The sequence below is a fragment of the Pseudomonas sp. UBA2684 genome, from assembly GCA_002354655.1.
Classification (GTDB): Bacteria; Pseudomonadota; Gammaproteobacteria; order Pseudomonadales; family Pseudomonadaceae; genus Aquipseudomonas.
The window spans coordinates 255,962-272,217 of record DELY01000050.1 but is presented as its reverse complement, the minus strand read 5'-3'; the positions used below and the strand labels follow the sequence as shown (position 1 = coordinate 272,217).

15 protein-coding genes and 1 pseudogene are annotated in these 16,256 nt (G+C 63.9%); 13 read left to right on the top strand and 3 right to left on the bottom strand.

Annotated features, from left to right (window positions below; genetic code table 11):
- Positions 1–2: 2 nt before the first annotated feature.
- From B3M58_RS18965 to B3M58_RS18955, 3 genes are all read right to left on the bottom strand, one after another.
- Positions 3–2,471: an efflux RND transporter permease subunit gene (locus B3M58_RS18965; RefSeq protein WP_296221461.1), complete on the bottom strand. Its 2,469-nt coding sequence runs from the start codon at positions 2,469–2,471 to the stop codon at positions 3–5.
- A gap of 11 nt (positions 2,472–2,482) precedes the next feature.
- Entirely contained in the window at positions 2,483–3,505 is a 1,023-nt protein-coding gene (locus B3M58_RS18960; RefSeq protein ID WP_296221460.1) for a WD40/YVTN/BNR-like repeat-containing protein, read from the bottom strand.
- A 349-nt stretch (positions 3,506–3,854) separates the two neighbouring features.
- Positions 3,855–5,546, bottom strand: a complete 1,692-nt coding sequence (locus tag B3M58_RS18955; protein ID WP_296221458.1) for a sigma-54-dependent Fis family transcriptional regulator — start codon at positions 5,544–5,546, stop codon at positions 3,855–3,857.
- Between the two features lie 420 nt (positions 5,547–5,966).
- Here B3M58_RS18955 and B3M58_RS18950 point away from each other — a divergent pair, with 420 nt between their 5' ends.
- The 13 genes and pseudogenes from B3M58_RS18950 to B3M58_RS18890 all read left to right on the top strand — a co-directional run.
- Positions 5,967–6,236: a phenol hydroxylase subunit gene (locus B3M58_RS18950; protein ID WP_296221456.1), complete on the top strand. Its 270-nt coding sequence runs from the start codon at positions 5,967–5,969 to the stop codon at positions 6,234–6,236.
- A 48-nt stretch (positions 6,237–6,284) separates the two neighbouring features.
- Positions 6,285–7,286, top strand: coding sequence for an aromatic/alkene monooxygenase hydroxylase subunit beta (locus B3M58_RS18945; RefSeq protein WP_296221455.1), 1,002 nt, complete (start codon positions 6,285–6,287; stop codon positions 7,284–7,286).
- Positions 7,283–7,555 carry an MmoB/DmpM family protein gene (locus B3M58_RS18940; RefSeq protein ID WP_169970789.1) on the top strand — a complete coding sequence of 91 codons (273 nt, stop codon included), beginning with the start codon at positions 7,283–7,285 and terminating at the stop codon, positions 7,553–7,555. The genes B3M58_RS18945 and B3M58_RS18940 overlap by 4 nt, the downstream gene beginning before the upstream one ends.
- A gap of 10 nt (positions 7,556–7,565) precedes the next feature.
- Positions 7,566–9,119 carry an aromatic/alkene/methane monooxygenase hydroxylase/oxygenase subunit alpha gene (locus B3M58_RS18935; protein ID WP_296221451.1) on the top strand — a complete coding sequence of 518 codons (1,554 nt, stop codon included), beginning with the start codon at positions 7,566–7,568 and terminating at the stop codon, positions 9,117–9,119.
- Positions 9,120–9,190: 71 nt separating this feature from the next.
- Entirely contained in the window at positions 9,191–9,550 is a 360-nt protein-coding gene (locus tag B3M58_RS18930) for a phenol hydroxylase subunit P4 (RefSeq protein ID WP_296221448.1), read from the top strand.
- A 10-nt stretch (positions 9,551–9,560) separates the two neighbouring features.
- The gene (dmpP, locus tag B3M58_RS18925) at positions 9,561–10,622 is read left to right on the top strand and encodes a phenol 2-monooxygenase reductase component DmpP (RefSeq protein ID WP_296221446.1); all 1,062 of its coding nucleotides are present in this window, start codon (positions 9,561–9,563) and stop codon (positions 10,620–10,622) included.
- 8 nt (positions 10,623–10,630) lie between these two features.
- Complete coding sequence (locus B3M58_RS18920; protein ID WP_296221445.1) at positions 10,631–10,969, top strand: 2Fe-2S iron-sulfur cluster binding domain-containing protein; 339 nt, start codon at positions 10,631–10,633, stop codon at positions 10,967–10,969.
- Positions 10,966–11,889 carry a catechol 2,3-dioxygenase gene (locus tag B3M58_RS18915; protein ID WP_296221443.1) on the top strand — a complete coding sequence of 308 codons (924 nt, stop codon included), beginning with the start codon at positions 10,966–10,968 and terminating at the stop codon, positions 11,887–11,889. The genes B3M58_RS18920 and B3M58_RS18915 overlap by 4 nt, the downstream gene beginning before the upstream one ends.
- Positions 11,890–11,923: 34 nt before the next feature.
- The gene (locus B3M58_RS18910; RefSeq protein ID WP_296221442.1) at positions 11,924–13,384 is read left to right on the top strand and encodes a 2-hydroxymuconic semialdehyde dehydrogenase; all 1,461 of its coding nucleotides are present in this window, start codon (positions 11,924–11,926) and stop codon (positions 13,382–13,384) included.
- Between the two features lie 7 nt (positions 13,385–13,391).
- The gene (locus B3M58_RS18905) at positions 13,392–14,240 is read left to right on the top strand and encodes an alpha/beta fold hydrolase (protein WP_296221441.1); all 849 of its coding nucleotides are present in this window, start codon (positions 13,392–13,394) and stop codon (positions 14,238–14,240) included.
- A gap of 11 nt (positions 14,241–14,251) precedes the next feature.
- Positions 14,252–15,037, top strand: a complete 786-nt coding sequence (dmpE, locus tag B3M58_RS18900) for a 2-oxopent-4-enoate hydratase (protein WP_296221440.1) — start codon at positions 14,252–14,254, stop codon at positions 15,035–15,037.
- 15 nt (positions 15,038–15,052) lie between these two features.
- Positions 15,053–15,991: an acetaldehyde dehydrogenase (acetylating) gene (locus B3M58_RS18895; RefSeq protein ID WP_090337465.1), complete on the top strand. Its 939-nt coding sequence runs from the start codon at positions 15,053–15,055 to the stop codon at positions 15,989–15,991.
- Positions 15,992–16,002: 11 nt separating this feature from the next.
- Positions 16,003–16,256, top strand: a pseudogene (locus B3M58_RS18890) (4-hydroxy-2-oxovalerate aldolase); the annotation flags it as partial.

The following is a 16,256-nucleotide window of genomic DNA, read 5'->3' as shown; positions in this document are numbered from 1 at the left end:
GTTCAGGCCGGATGGCGTTCCCCTTGCGGCAGCCCGACGGTCGCCACGCAGGGCGCGACCGGCTGGGGTTCGGCTGAGGCGGGCACGGCAGCGTCGGCGTGCAGAATGCCGTCTTCGTCGGCATAGGCCCCGGTGATGAACTTCGGTTTGAACACCAGCACCCAGGCGGGTACCAGCAACATGGCGGCGATGGCGTTGATGACGATCATCACGCACAGCAGCAGGGCGGCATCGGACTGGAAACGCAGGTCCGAGAGGATCACCCACATGATGATCCCGGCCATCAGGGTCAGTGCGGTGAAGCTGATGGCGATGCCGGTGGTGGCGATGGCCTGGCGCACCGCGTCGGTGAGACGGCCAAACTTGGCCATTTCCTCGCGGATGCGATCCATCATGTAGATCGAGTAGTCGATACCCACGCCAATGCCGACGGCGATCACCGGCACCGTATTGATGTCGATGCCCATACCGGCCAGACCCATATAGGCGTAGGTCAGCGCGGTGGCGAAGGCCATCGCCAGGAGCATCATCAAGCCGGCATGCCAGGAGGTGTAGAACAGCATGACGAAGACGAAGATCAGCAGGAACACCAGCGGCAGCACCACCAGGTTGGTCTCGAATGCCGACTCGTTCATCGCCGCGGCCACGCCGAGGGTGCCGCCAGCCAGGCGGATGCTCAGACCCGGCACTGCATCGCCGTGCTGCTCGATCCACTGCTTGGCCATGTGGATGGCGCGGCGGATGGTCTCGCCCTGACGATCCTTGTAATAGAACACCAGGTTGGCGACGCGGTCGTCGGTGTCGGTGAACTCGTTGAGTGCGCCGGGGATCGGGCTGGAGGCCATGTAGGTGAACATCAGCCCGCCGACGTAATTGGCGTCGTGGGGAATCTGCAGCCAGCGCGGATCGTCGTTATGCATCAGCCGGTTGACCTGGGTGATCAGGTCCGGCAAGCCCTTGCTGCCACCGACCGAGGGGTCGCTGAGCATGTGGTTTTGCAGCGCTTGCAGCGCGCGCAGCACCTCGGGTTGCTTGATCCCGCCTTTCTCGGCATGTTCGGCAACGATGTACAGCTCTTCCGAGCCGGGGAAGCGCTGGTTGATCGCCTTGGACGAGACGTTGTAATCGTGTTCCGGGTAGAGGATCGGCGAACCGGGCTCGGAGTCGCCGATGCGTACCTGGGAGGAGGCCCACAGGCTGGCGAGGATGGCCAGCGCGGCCAGGCCCAGCGCCTTGCGCGCGGCGGTCGGGTTGGCCACCGTCCGCGCACAGATCGCACCGATATGGCGCAGCGCGGTCTCGCGCATCTCCGGGTTCTGCGGTTTGGGCAGGATCGACAGCAGCAGCGGCACGCCGATCAGCACGCTGAAGATCACCGTGGTCGCCCACAGCGAGGCGTAGATGCCCAGTTTGGTGTTCAGGGCGATCGAGCCGATGGCGATCAGCAGCAGGCCGATGGCGTCCGAGACGATGCCCAGGGTGCCGGGGCGGAACAGGCTATCGAAGGTGGCGCGCGCGGCCAGCGGGCCGTCGCCGAGCAGTTTGACCTCGGCGTAATAACGCTCGACCAGCTGCACGCCATGGCTCATGGCGCGGGCGGCGATCAGGAAGGGAATCACCAGGCCCAGCGGGTCGAGGTTGTAGCCCAGCAGGCTGATGATGCCGAGGCCCCAGATGGTCGAGATCAGCACCCCGCCGAGTGGGATCAGCACGCCATAGGCCTTGCGGAAATGCATCACCAGCAGCGCCAGCATGATCAGCACGGTGCAGATGAAGATCTGCAAAATCTGGCTCATGTAGGTGTAGGCCCAGCCCACCAGTACCGGCTGGCCGGTGGCGTAGAGGGTCACCCCGTCGATCTTCTCGGCGTCGCGCAGCGCCTGGATCTGCGCGAAGGTTTTGGCGTAGTCGAGCTGGCCCTCGATCAGTTGCGCCTTGACCAACGCCACTTGCAGGTCCGGCGACACCAACGGGCCATAGACCCGCGGGTTGGCCACCACGTCGGCTTTCATCGCGGCCAACTGCGCGGCGGAGAGCTGGCCGAATTCGGGTTGGTAGTAAGGCTCGGAGTTGATGCTGCCGACCTCGGTCAGCCAGACCTTGCGCGAGTTGCGGTGAGTCAGGCTGCTGACCAGGTTGTGGTTGACTCCGGGTAGGCTGTCCACCGCCTGGGTGACCCGATCGATCAAGGCCAGGCGCTCGTTGCTGAACAGGTCGCCTTTGTCGAAGGCCACGCCGATGACCAGCACGTTGGCGCCGCCGAAGCTGTCCTTGATGCTGTTGTGCAGCTGGATGTACGGGTGTTCCTGTGGCAGCAGATCGGAGAAGTCGGTGTAGACCTTCAGCCCGGGAATGCGCAGGGCGAAGAACAGGGTCAGCACCGCGATGATCGCCAGCACGGTGCGCGGGTGGTCGAACAACCAGACCTTGGCCTGAGCCAGCTTATGGCTAAACGGATGCAGTATGGGCATGGTGGCGGGTCTCAGTCGGTCGTGGTCGCAACGGCGGGCGTAGCGCTGGGCGCGGTGTCGAGGGTCAGCAGCAGGCCGCGGCCACCGGCAACGATCAGGCGTTGCGCGGTATCCGCGGTGATGGCGCGCAAGTAGACCGGCGCATCGGGCGTCGGCAGCGTTTGCCACTGTTCACCGGCCAGCTGCAGCACGCTGCTGTGGTCGCCGACGGCGAACAGGCCGTTGTCACTCGCTAGAAAGCCGAAGATCGGCGCGCTGCTCGGCGTGCTCTGGCGTTGCCAGCTCTGCCCGGCATCTGCGGTGTGGTAGATAAAGCCGTTGAGGCCACCGACCCAGCCCTCCTCGGGGCTGCGGAAGTAGCTGGCGTGCGGGTAGAACTCGTCCGGCAGGGTGCCGGCCAGCTGCCAGTTGGCGCCGCCGTCCTGGCTGGCGAAGAGCATGCCGAACTCACCTACGGCCACCGCATGGTCGCGGTCGATGAACTGCAGGTTGGTCAGCATGGCGTCTTCGTCGAGGCTGGTGTGCGTCCAGTCTCCGCCTTGGTCGTGGCTACCGAGCAGGGTGGTCAGGCCGCCGGCTACCCACCAGCTGCCATCCGGGGCGCAGGCGGCGGTCAGCATTTGCTCCTCGGTCGGCAGGGCGTGTTCGCGCCAGCTCAGGCCGAGGTCGGCGCTGTGCCACAGGCGGTTGTCGAAGCTCAAGGCGATGAAGCTGCCGTCGGCGCAGGCGTCGAGGTCGATCAGGCTGGCGCCCTTGGCGATCACCTGGCGCGTCCAGCTCTGCCCCTGGTCAAGGCTGGTCAGCAACACGCCGTTGTTGCCGGCCAACAGGGTGGCCTGCGGCACGCTGGCGAGAGCCTGGTAGTAATCGGCGCGGTGGCTGGATTTGCTGCCTTCGGCGGCGACTCCGGCCAGGTTGAGTTCGGCTTCACAGCCGGCGAGCACAATGGGTAGGAGAAACATCCCGAGTGCCGAGCGTACCGGGCGGCTCAGGACGCACGGCAACAGGCCGTGCGACTGCTTGTTATGGTTCATCACGTGTCACCACTTGTGATTGTTGTTGTCGTGAAGCGGCTGACAAGGCGAGAGCAACGCCTGTGCCAGACCACCGACGGTGACCCGCAAGTAGTTTCAAGTTATTGATTAGATTTGTTTTTTTTCGGGAGAGAAACAGCTTGTGGAGGGTTGTAGCACTTAAAGTGAGGGGGAGAGGGGTTAATCAAATAATCAAAATCATCAGGCGTTTCACCAAATGGCGAAACGCCTGGCGCTGGCGCTCCGCATTGGCGCAAGGCGGTATATCGCGTGCTGGGTTACCTGCCGCGCCGCGATGGCAGTGTCTGATTGCTCAGCGCTTGGCGCCGCTCGCCCAGCCTACGATGCGCTAGCCTTCGATGCCGATTTTCTTCAGCCGATAGGCCAGTGCCGGTCGGCTTAGGCCGAGCAAGCGCGCGGCACCGGAGACGTTTTGGTTGGCCTGTTGCATGGCTTCGCGCATCAGGCTTTCCTCGATCTCGTCGAGGCTCAGGCCGCTGCTCAACAACTGGCTGATCCAACTGCCCTGGCCATTGCCTGGCTGAATCAGCACGCCGTCCGACGACACCCGCTCGCTGGCGGTCTGCGGCTCTTCCGGCGCCCGTGGGAACAGCGCCGGCACGCTGATGCTTTCGTTCGGATCGGTGAGGATGATGCCGCGCTCGATGACGTTCTCCAGCTCACGGATATTGCCCGGCCAACTGTAATGCAGGCAGGCCTCCAGGGCTTTGTCCGAAAGGCCGAGGGTTCTCTTGCCGTACTCCTGGTGGAAGCGCTGAAGGAAGTGCTCAGCCAGCAGTGGAATATCCTCGCGGCGTTCGCGCAACGCCGGGATCGCCACCGGGAAAACGTTCAGCCGGTAGTACAGGTCGGCGCGAAAACGCCCGGCCTTGACCGCTTCGGCCAGGTCCTCGTGGGTGGCGGCGATAACCCTTACGTCGATCTTGCGCGTGCGGTTGTCACCAACTCGCTCCAGCTCGCCTTCTTGCAGCACGCGCAGCAGACTGGCCTGAGCGCGCGGACTGAGTTCGATCACCTCGTCAAGGAAGATGGTGCCCTTATCGGCTCGCTCGAAGCGGCCCATGCGTGACTGGGTGGCGCCGGTGAAGGCGCCTTTTTCCACGCCGAACAATTCGGACTCGATCAGGTCCGGCGGGATCGCCGCACAGTTCACCGCGACAAAGGGCTCGGCGGCGCGTTTGCCGCGCAGGTGCACGCTGCGCGCGATGACCTCCTTGCCGACCCCGGTCTCGCCGAGCAGCAGCACCGAGACTTTGCCCTGTGCGGCCTTCTCCATCATCTTACGCACAGTCTGGTAGGCCGGGGTCTGGCCGATGCCGTAGTACTGGCCTTCCTGCTTGTCGAGGTTGGTACGCAGCGACACCAGTTGCGATTGCAACTCGTAGAGTTCCTCGATGATCGGATCGCTCTTGAAATACTGTTTGAAGCTGGCAACGTCGTCCCACTCTTCGGCCGGCTTGCCGATGATCCGGCACTTGTCGCCGCCGCAGCCGCGGCAGCTGACTTCCTTGAAGATGATTTCCCGGCCCATGAACGCCGAGGAATAGGCGCAGGCGTAGCCGAGCAGAGTCCAGCACACCGGGTCTTGCATCTGCCCCAGCTCGGTCTGGCAGATTTCCACCTCGAAGGAGTCGATCCACTCCACCTCGACATAGAAGCGCCCGCTTTCCTTGTCGATATCGACCTCGGTGGGGCGGGCCTTGACCAGGCCCTTGAGCGAATGCAGCTGCGGGCCGGCGAGGAACATTTCGTACTCGCTGGCATTCGGGCGCAGCTTCCAGGCCAGTTCGGCGTCCTTCAGTCCGGACTGGTAACCCATGCGCAGGAAGAAGCCCTTGGCCCGTTCGATGCCCAGGGTACTGACCATCTCGCGGCGGAAATTGGCCATTGCGGAAACCTGCAACAGCAGCATGCGCTGTTCGCCCAGCCAGATCTTGCCTTCCGTGCTCTGGAAGTGGATGAGGCTGGTGAGGTCCTTGAAGTCTGCGTATTGCAGCTCGGGTTTATAGCGGATCGGCATGAACTCAAATCCCCTGATTTATTGTTGTAGGGGGGGGGCGCTGAAGCACCTGGAAAGCACACGGCAATCGATGTATTCAGCGAACACTCCAGGCGGCCTTTCCGGCCGTGTTGGCGCAACGCCAACCCACCATATTCGCCTTTTTCGGCAGATGAAAGTCAACCAAATGATGAAAGGCGCCAGGGCCTGAGGCGGGCCATCGGTTGCCTTGCGCAGAGCCTGTGAGCATTTGCTCAAGTGTGCCGTAGCAATTGATCAAATGCTCAAAAAGCCCGTGTGGTGCCTGCCTTCACGGCGTGTTTCCTGTGCCGGTTACTAAATTAAAAATCATTAAAATACAATAACTTATGTTCTTTTTTGGCGCCTTGGCACAGGCGTTGCGTTAGGGCCTGTGCCAGCAACCAGCCAGGAACCGGCGAGATGAAAGACCCAGTGATTCCCTTCGACCAGCTAACCCGTTATGTCCGGGTGCGCAGCGAGCCGGATGCCCGGTTCGTCGAATTCGATTTCGCCATTGGTCATCCGGAGCTGTTCGTCGAGCTGGTACTGCCACACGCCGCCTTCGCCGCGTTCTGCCAGCAGCACCAAGTGGTGCAGATGAACGCGGCGATGTGCCAAGCGGTGGATGAAGACGCGGCCAAGTGGCGCTACGGCGATGTCGGACGACGCGAGGCGAGCGGCCGAGAGTAAGCACGGGCGACAGCCGAACACACACAACAACAAGACGGTACGGTTGAAATGAGCGTAGAGATCAAGACCAATACGGTGGAAACCCTCCGCCACACCTACGGCAACCTGCAACGCCGTTTCGGCGACAAGCCGGCGAGCCGCTATCAGGAAGCCAGCTACGACATCGAAGCGACGACCAACTTCCACTACCGGCCGTTGTGGGACCCGCAGCGGCAGCTCAACGACCCCAGCCGTACGGCGATCCGCATGGTCGACTGGCATGCGGTCACCGACCCGCGCCAGTACTTCTACGGTGCCTATGTACAGACCCGCGCGCGCATGCAGGAAGCCACTGAGCATGCCTACAGCTTCTGCGAGAAGCGCGGCCTGCTGAGCCGCCTGCCCGAAGCGCTGCAGCAGAAGATCCTGCGTTGCCTGGTGCCGCTGCGCCACGCCGAGATGGGCGCCAACATGAACAACAGCGGCATTGCCGGCGACTGCATCGCCGGCACCATGACCCAACTGCATATCTATCAGGCCATGGATCGTCTGGGCATTGGCCAGTACCTGTCGCGCATCGGCCTGCTGCTCGGCGAGGGCAGCGGCAGTGCGCTGGACCAGGCCAAGGCTTACTGGATGGACGATCCGATCTGGCAAGGTCTGCGCCGCTACGTCGAAGACAGCCTGGTGATCAAGGACTGGTTCGAACTGGCCCTGGCGCAGAACCTGCTGCTCGACGGCATGAGCTACCCGCTGATGTACCAGCGCTTCGACCAGCAACTGGGCGAAGAGGGCGCCGCCGACCTGTCGATGCTCACCGAGTTCATGCGCGACTGGTACGCCGAAAGCACCCGCTGGGTCGACGCCATGCTCAAGGTGGTGCTGGCCGAAAGCGCAGAGAACCGCGAGCAGATCCAGGCCTGGGTGGATACCTGGGAACCGCGCGCCTATGCCGCCCTGCAACCGCTGGCCGAAGCCGCCACCGGCCAGGCCGCCCTCGACGAGGTGCGCGCCGCGCTGGCCGCGCGCCTGCACAAGCTCGGGCTGCGCAGCCCAGGAGTAGCCGCATGAAACAACTGGCTTTCATCGTGTTCCAGGACAACGACAACGCACGTTACCTGGTGGACGCCATCACCCAGGACAACCCCCACGCCGAGGTCCAGTACCAACCCGCGATGATCCGCATCCAGGCCGAGAAGCGCCTGGAAATCCGCCGCGCGACAGTGGAGGAAATGATCGGTCGCGAGTGGGACGTCCAGGAAATGCTCATCGACGTGATAAGCATCGGCGGCAACGTGGCCGAGGACGACGACAGCTTCGTCCTCGAGTGGAAGAACTAGGAGGCAGACCATGACAACCCAGAAGAAAAAACTCAGCCTGAAAGACAAGTACCAGTACCTGACCCGCGACATGGCCTGGGAGCCGAGCTACCAGAAGAAGGCCGACATCTTCCCCGACGAGGATTTCGAGGGCATCAAGATCACCGACTGGGACAAGTGGGAAGACCCGTTCCGCCTGACCATGGATGCCTACTGGAAATACCAGGCCGAGAAAGAGAAGAAGCTCTACGCGATTTTCGACGCCTTCGCGCAGAACAACGGCCACCAGAACATCTCCGATGCACGTTACGTGAATGCCCTGAAGCTGTTCCTCACCGGCGTTTCGCCGCTGGAATACGGCGCCTTCCAGGGCTACTCGCGGGCTGGCCGGCAGTTCAGCGGCGCCGGCGCGCGGGTCGCGTGCCAGATGCAGGCGATCGACGAGCTGCGCCACGTGCAGACGCAGATCCATGCGATGAGCCACTACAACAAGCACTTCAACGGCCTGCATGATTTCGCCCACATGCACGACCGGGTGTGGTTCCTCTCGGTGCCCAAGTCGTTCTTCGACGACGCGCGCTCGGCCGGCCCGTTCGAGTTCCTCACCGCCATCTCGTTCTCCTTCGAGTACGTGCTGACCAACCTGCTGTTCGTGCCGTTCATGTCCGGCGCCGCCTACAACGGCGACATGGCCACGGTCACCTTCGGCTTCTCCGCGCAGTCGGACGAAGCGCGGCACATGACCCTCGGCCTGGAAGTGATCAAGTTCATGCTCGAACAGCACGAAGACAACGTGCCGATCATCCAACGCTGGATCGACAAGTGGTTCTGGCGCGGTTACCGCCTGCTCAGCCTGGTCGGCATGATGATGGACTACATGCTGCCGAACAAAGTGATGTCCTGGGCCGAAGCCTGGGAGGTGTATTACGAGCAGAACGGCGGCGCGCTGTTCAAGGACCTCGAGCGCTACGGCATCCGCCCGCCGAAGTACCAGGACCAGGCCAACATCGGCAAGCAGCACATCACCCACCAGATTTGGGCGACCTTTTACCAGTACAGCCAGGCCACCAACTTCCACACCTGGATTCCCAGCCAGGAAGAGCAGCAGTGGCTCGCGGAAAAGTACCCGGACAGCTTCGACAAGTACTACCGCCCGCGTTTCGACCACTGGCAGGAGCAGCATGCCAAAGGCCAGCGCTTCTACAACCACACCCTGCCGCAGCTGTGCCAGGTGTGCCAGGTGCCGGCGCTGTTCACCGAGCCGGACGACCCGACCACCCTCAGCCACCGGCAGATCGAGCACGAGGGCGAGCGCTATCACTTCTGCTCGGATGGCTGCTGCGAGATTTTCCAGCACGAGCCGGAGAAGTACATCCAGGCCTGGCTGCCGGTGCACCAGATCTACCAGGGCAACTGCGAGGGCGGCGACGTGCAGACCGTGGTGGAGAAGTACTACCACCTGAAAAGCGGGGTGGACAACCTCGAGTACGTCGGCTCGCCCGAGTACCTGCGCTGGCTGGCCTGGAAGAAACTCGGCACCCCGGCAGCGCCCGCCGGCACGGATACCACGCGCGACGCCGCCTGATGCGTCACCCCGGGTCGGGGTGGCGCTGCCGCCCCTGACCACCCCGATTCCAAGAACAAGAGGGTCAGCTCATGACTGTTAACGCGATCAGCGAATACCGCGCCACGCCGCGCGACCTGCAAGCCAATTTCCATGGCATGCAGATGCTCTACGTCTACTGGGAAAAGCACCTGATGTTCTGCTCGCCCTTCGCCTTTCTCGTCGCCCCGGCGATGACCTTCGGCGCGTTTATCGAGCAGGTGTTCACGGATGCGATCAAGGCCCATCCAGACAGTGCCCGCATCGATTTCAGCGAGGCCGTGTGGCTGCTCAATGGCCAGCCGTTCACTGCCGATCCCGGCGCCAGCCTGGAAGCCAACGGCATCGACCACAAGAGCCTGCTGCGCCTGAGCACGCCAGGCTTGAACGGCGTTCAGGGTTCGTGCAGCTGAGAGGTGTGCCATGAGTTACAACGTCACCATTGAACCGACCGGCGAAGTGATCGAAGTGGAGGACGGCCAGACCATCCTCCAGGCCGCCCTGCGCCAGGGCGTCTGGCTGCCGTTCGCCTGCGGCCACGGCACCTGCGCCACCTGCAAGGTGCAGGTGGTCGAGGGCGAAGTGGATATCGGCGAAGCCTCGCCGTTCGCCCTGATGGACATCGAGCGCGACGAGCGCAAGGTGCTGGCCTGCTGCGCCATTCCGCTCTCCGACCTGGTGATCGAAGCCGACGTCGATGCCGACCCGGATTTTCTCGGTCATCCAGTGGAAGATTACCGCGGGGTGGTCAGCGCCCTGGTTGACCTGTCGCCGACCATCAAAGGCCTGCATATCAAGCTGGATCGGCCCATGCCGTTCCAGGCCGGGCAGTACGTCAACCTGGCGTTGCCGGGCATCGACGGCACCCGTGCCTTCTCGCTGGCCAACCCGCCGAGCCGGAACGACGAAGTCGAGTTGCACGTGCGCCTGGTCGAGGGCGGTGCGGTCACCGGCTTTATCCACAAGCAACTGAAAGTCGGCGACTCGGTGGAGCTGTCCGGGCCTTATGGGCAGTTCTTCGTGCGCGACTCGCAGCCTGGCGACCTGATCTTCATCGCCGGCGGCTCGGGGTTATCGAGCCCGCAGTCGATGATCCTCGATCTGCTCGAGCGCGGCGATACGCGGCGGATCACCCTGTTCCAGGGCGCGCGCAATGTCGCCGAGCTGTACAACCGCGAGCTGTTCGAGGCGCTGGCCGCGCAGCACCCGCACTTCAGCTATGTGCCGGCGCTCAACCAGGCCAATGACGACCCGGCGTGGCAAGGCTTCAAGGGCTTCGTCCACGACGCCGCCAAGGCGCATTTCGACGGCCGCTTCGGCGGGCAAAAAGCCTACCTGTGCGGCCCGCCGCCGATGATCGACGCGGCCATCACCACCCTGATGCAAGGCCGGCTGTTCGAGCGCGACATCTTTATGGAGCGCTTCTACACCGCCGCCGATGGTGCCGGCGAGAGCACCCGTTCGGCCCTGTTCAAGCGCATCTGAGGTAAGCCATGAACCATGCCGGTTATGAGATTCGCGAAACCCTTAGCGGCCAGACGTTCCGTTGCCTGCCCGACCAGTCGGTGCTCAGTGCAATGGAGCAACAGGGCAAGCGCTGCGTGCCGGTCGGTTGTCGCGGCGGCGGCTGCGGCCTGTGCAAGGTGCGCGTGCTGAGCGGCACCTACCAGTGCCACAAGATGAGTTGCAACCATGTGCCGCCGGAGGCGGCCAAGCAGGGCCTGGCCCTGGCCTGCCAACTGTTTCCCCAGACTGACCTGAGCATCGAATGCCTGCGCCGCCAAGGCCCGGGCGACCACAACAACAAGAACCAGCAAGAGGTGTCGTCATGAAAAAAGGCGTAATGCGCCCCGGTCACGTTCAGCTTCGCGTACTGAACCTGGAGAGCGCCCTGGCCCACTACCGCGACCTGCTCGGTCTGATCGAAATGGACCGTGACGAGCAAGGGCGCGTCTACCTGAAGGCCTGGACCGAGGTCGACAAATTCTCCGTGGTGCTGCGCGAGGCCGATCAGCCGGGCATGGATTTCATGGGCTTCAAGGTGATCGATGAGGATTGCCTGAACCGCCTGACCCAGGACCTGCTCAATTATGGCTGCCTGATCGAAACCATCCCCGCCGGCGAACTCAAGGGGTGTGGCCGACGGGTGCGCTTCCAGGCACCGTCCGGGCACTTCTTCGAACTCTATGCGGACAAGGAATACACCGGCAAATGGGGGGTCGAGGAGATCAATCCCGAGGCCTGGCCGCGCGATTTAAAGGGCATGCGCGCCTTGCGTTTCGACCACTGCCTGATGTATGGCGACGAGCTGCAGGCGACCTACGAACTGTTCACTGAGGTGCTCGGTTTCTACCTGGCCGAGCAGGTGATCGACGACAACGGCACGCGCATCGCGCAGTTCCTCAGCCTGTCGACCAAGGCCCACGACGTGGCCTTTATCCAGCACGCGGAGAAGGGCAAGTTCCATCACGTTTCGTTCTTCCTGGAAACCTGGGAAGACGTGCTGCGCGCCGCCGACCTGATTTCCATGACCGACACCTCGATCGACATCGGCCCGACCCGCCACGGCCTGACCCATGGCAAGACCATCTACTTCTTCGACCCCTCGGGCAACCGCAACGAGGTGTTCTGCGGTGGCGATTACAACTACCAGGATCACAAGCCCGTGACCTGGCTGGCCAAGGACCTGGGTAAGGCCATTTTTTACCACGACCGGGTGCTCAACGAACGTTTCCTGACCGTGCTCACCTGAAAGCCCGGCTCGCCTTTTTGCAGAGATTGCGCAGATGAAAGAGATCAAGCACTTCATTAACGGTGCCTTCGTCGGATCGGCCAGCGGTCGCACCTTCGACGACATCAACCCGGCCAATGGCCAGGTGATCGGCCGCGTGCACGAGGCCGGCCGCGCCGAGGTCGATGCCGCGGTGCAGGCCGCACGTGCCGCGCTGAGCGGGCCCTGGGGCGCGATGAGCGTGGCCGAGCGGGCGGACATTCTGCACCGCGTGGCCGATGGCATCACCGCGCGCTTCGACGAGTTCCTCGAGGCCGAATGCCTGGACACCGGCAAGCCGAAATCCCTGGCTTCGCATATCGATATTCCGCGCGGCGCGGCCAACTTCAAGGTGTTCGCCGACCTGCTGAAGAACGTGCCCAGCGAAGCCTTCGAGATGGCCACGCCGGACGGCAGCGGCGCGATCAACTACGCCGTGCGCCGCCCCAAGGGGGTGATCGGGGTGATCAGCCCGTGGAACCTGCCGCTGTTGCTGATGACCTGGAAGGTCGGCCCGGCCCTGGCCTGCGGCAACACCGTGGTGGTCAAGCCCTCCGAGGAAACCCCGCTGACCACCACCCTGCTCGGCGAGGTGATGCAGGCCGCCGGCGTGCCGGCCGGGGTGTACAACGTGGTGCATGGTTTCGGTGGCGATTCCGCCGGGGCCTTCCTCACCGAACACGCGGATGTCGATGCCTTCACCTTCACTGGCGAAACCGGCACTGGCGAGTTGATCATGCGCGCCGCCGCCAAAGGCGTACGCCAGGTCTCGCTGGAGCTGGGCGGCAAGAACGCCGGCATCGTCTTCGCCGACTGCGACATGGATAAGGCCATCGAAGGCACGCTGCGTTCGGCCTTCGCCAACTGCGGTCAGGTGTGCCTGGGCACCGAGCGGCTGTATGTCGAGCGCTCGATTTTCGAGGAGTTTGTCGCCCGTCTGAAGGCCGGTGCCGAGAGCCTGGTGATCGGCCCGCCGGACGACCCGACGAGCAACTTCGGCCCGCTGGTCAGCCTCAAGCACCGCGAGAAGGTGCTGTCCTACTACCAGCAAGCCGTCGCCGACGGCGCCACCGTGGTCACCGGCGGCGGCGTGCCGCAGATGCCGGACGCCTTGGCGGGCGGCGCCTGGGTACAGCCGACCATCTGGACCGGCTTGGCCGACGACTCGGCGGTGGTCACCGAGGAAATCTTCGGGCCGTGCTGCCATATCCGTCCGTTCGACAGCGAAGCCGAAGCCGTCGCCCTGGCCAACAGCCTGCCCTATGGCCTGTCCGCCACCCTCTGGAGCGACAACGTCAGCCGCGCGCACCGCGTCGCCGGGCAGTTGGAGGCCGGCATCGTCTGGGTCAACAGTTGGTTCCTGCGCGACCTGCGCACCGCCTTCGGCGGCAGCAAGCAATCCGGGATCGGTCGGGAAGGGGGTGTGCACTCGCTGGAGTTCTACACCGAACTGAAAAACATCTGCGTGAAGTTGTGAGGCCGTGATGAACGCACCCCAGAACAGCCCGGAAATCGGCCGCGAAATCCTCGCCGCCGGCTATCGCACCAACCTGCACGACAGCGGCGAAGGCTTCCCGCTGATGATGATCCACGGCTCCGGCCCCGGCGTCACCGCCTGGGCCAACTGGCGCCTGGTGATGCCCGAGCTGGCCAAGCGCCGCCGGGTGATCGCCCCGGACATGCTGGGCTTCGGCTACAGCGAACGCCCGGCCGATGGTCAGTACCACCAACAGCGCTGGGTCGAACACGCGCTTGGCGTGCTGGATGCCCTGGGCATCGAACAGGCCGATCTGGTCGGTAACTCCTTCGGTGGCGGCCTGGCCCTGGCCCTGGCCATCCGCCACCCCGAGCGCGTGCGCCGGCTGGTGCTGATGGGCAGCGCCGGGGTGAGCTTTCCGATCACCCCGGGCCTGGATGATGTGTGGGGCTATGAGCCGTCCTTCGCCACCATGCGCCGGCTGATGGACACCTTCGCCTACGACCGCAGCCTGGTCACCGACGAGCTGGCCGAACTGCGTTACCAGGCCAGCATCCGCCCCGGTTTTCAGGAGTCGTTCGCGCAGATGTTCCCCGCACCGCGCCAGCGCTGGGTCGATGGCCTGGCCAGCAGCGAGGCGCAGATCCGCGCCTTGCCCCACGAAACCCTGGTGATCCATGGCCGCGAGGATCGGGTGATCCCCCTGGCCGCCTCGCTGACCCTGGCCGAGTGGATCGTCCGCGCACAATTGCACGTGTTCGGCCAGTGCGGCCACTGGACACAGATCGAACACGCCACCCGCTTCGTGCGGCTGGTCGGGGATTTCCTCGCCGAAGCCGACGCCCGCCATTCCTGAGAGAGACCGACATGGACCAGATAATGATCAACGAGCTCGGCGACGAGCTGTACCAGGCCATGCTCAACCGCGAGGCGATCAGCCCGCTGACCGAGCGTGGCTTCGACATCAGCGTCGACGACGCCTACCACATCTCCCTGCGCCTGCTCGAACGACGCCTGGCGGCCGGCGAGAAGATCATCGGCAAGAAGATCGGCGTGACCAGCAAGGCGGTGCAAAACATGCTGGGCGTGCACCAGCCGGACTTCGGTTACCTGACCGACGCCATGGTGTTCAACAGCGGCGAAGCGGTGCCGATCAGCCAGCGACTGATGCAGCCCAAAGCCGAGGGCGAGATCGCCTTCATCCTCAAGAAGGACCTGATCGGCCCCGGCGTGACCAACGCCGACGTACTGGCCGCCACCGAGTGCGTGATGCCCTGTTTCGAGATCGTCGATTCGCGCATCCGCGACTGGAAAATCAAGATCCAGGACACCGTGGCGGACAACGCCTCCTGTGGCCTGTTCGTGCTCGGCGACCAGGCGGTATCGCCGCGCCAGGTCGACCTGGTCACCTGCGGCATGGTGGTGGAAAAGAACGGCCACATCATCAGCACCGGGGCCGGCGCTGCGGCGCTCGGTTCGCCGGTCAACTGCGTGGCCTGGCTGGCCAACACCCTGGGCCGTTTCGGCATCGCGCTGAAAGCCGGCGAGGTGATCCTGTCCGGCTCGCTGGTGCCGTTGGAGCCGGTCAAGGCCGGCGACGTGATGCGCGTCGACATCGGCGGTATCGGCAGCGCCTCCGTGCGCTTCACCTGAATTGGAGGCTTGCAGATGAACCAGAAACTCAAAGTCGCGATCATCGGTCCGGGCAATATCGGCACCGACCTGATGATCAAGGTGCTGCGCAACGCCAAGTACCTGGAAATGGGCGCCATGGTCGGCATCGACGCCGCCTCCGACGGCCTGGCCCGCGCCCAGCGCATGGGCGTGGCGACCACCCATGCCGGCGTCGAAGGGCTGATCAAGCTGCCCGAATTCGCCGACATCGATTTCGTCTTCGACGCCACCTCGGCCAGTGCCCACGTGCAGAACGAGGCGCTGCTGCGCCAGGCCAAACCGGGCATCCGCCTGATCGACCTGACCCCGGCGGCCATCGGCCCGTACTGCGTGCCGGTGGTCAACCTGGAAGAGCACCTCGGCAAGCTCAACGTCAACATGGTCACCTGCGGCGGCCAGGCGACCATCCCGATGGTCGCCGCGGTCTCCCGCGTGGCCAAGGTCCATTACGCCGAGATCGTCGCCTCGATCAGCAGCAAGTCGGCCGGTCCGGGCACCCGCGCCAACATCGACGAGTTCACCGAGACCACCAGCAAAGCCATCGAAGTGATCGGCGGTGCGGCCAAGGGCAAGGCGATCATCATCATGAACCCGGCTGAGCCGCCGCTGATCATGCGCGACACCGTGTATGTGCTGTCCGCTGCCGCCGATCAGGCCGCCGTCGCGGCCTCGGTGGCGGAAATGGTTCAGGCGGTGCAGGCCTACGTGCCCGGCTATCGTCTGAAGCAGCAGGTGCAGTTCGACGTGATCCCCGAGTCCGCGCCGCTGAACATCCCCGGTCTCGGCCGGTTCAGCGGGTTGAAGACCTCGGTGTTCCTCGAAGTCGAAGGCGCCGCCCATTACCTGCCGGCCTACGCTGGCAACCTCGACATCATGACCTCCGCCGCGCTGGCCACTGCCGAGCGCATGGCCCAGTCGATGCTCAAGGCCTGAGGAGAATCGCCATGACCTTCAACCCCGGCAAGAAACTTTATATCTCCGACGTCACCCTGCGCGACGGCAGCCACGCGATTCGCCACCAGTACTCGATCCAGAACGTGCAGGACATCGCCCGCGCCCTGGACCTGGCCAAGGTCGACTCCATCGAAGTGGCCCACGGCGACGGCCTGCAAGGCTCCAGCTTCAACTACGGCTTCGGCGCGCACACCGACCTGGAGTGGATCGAGGCGGTCAACGACGTGATCAGCCACGCCAAAAT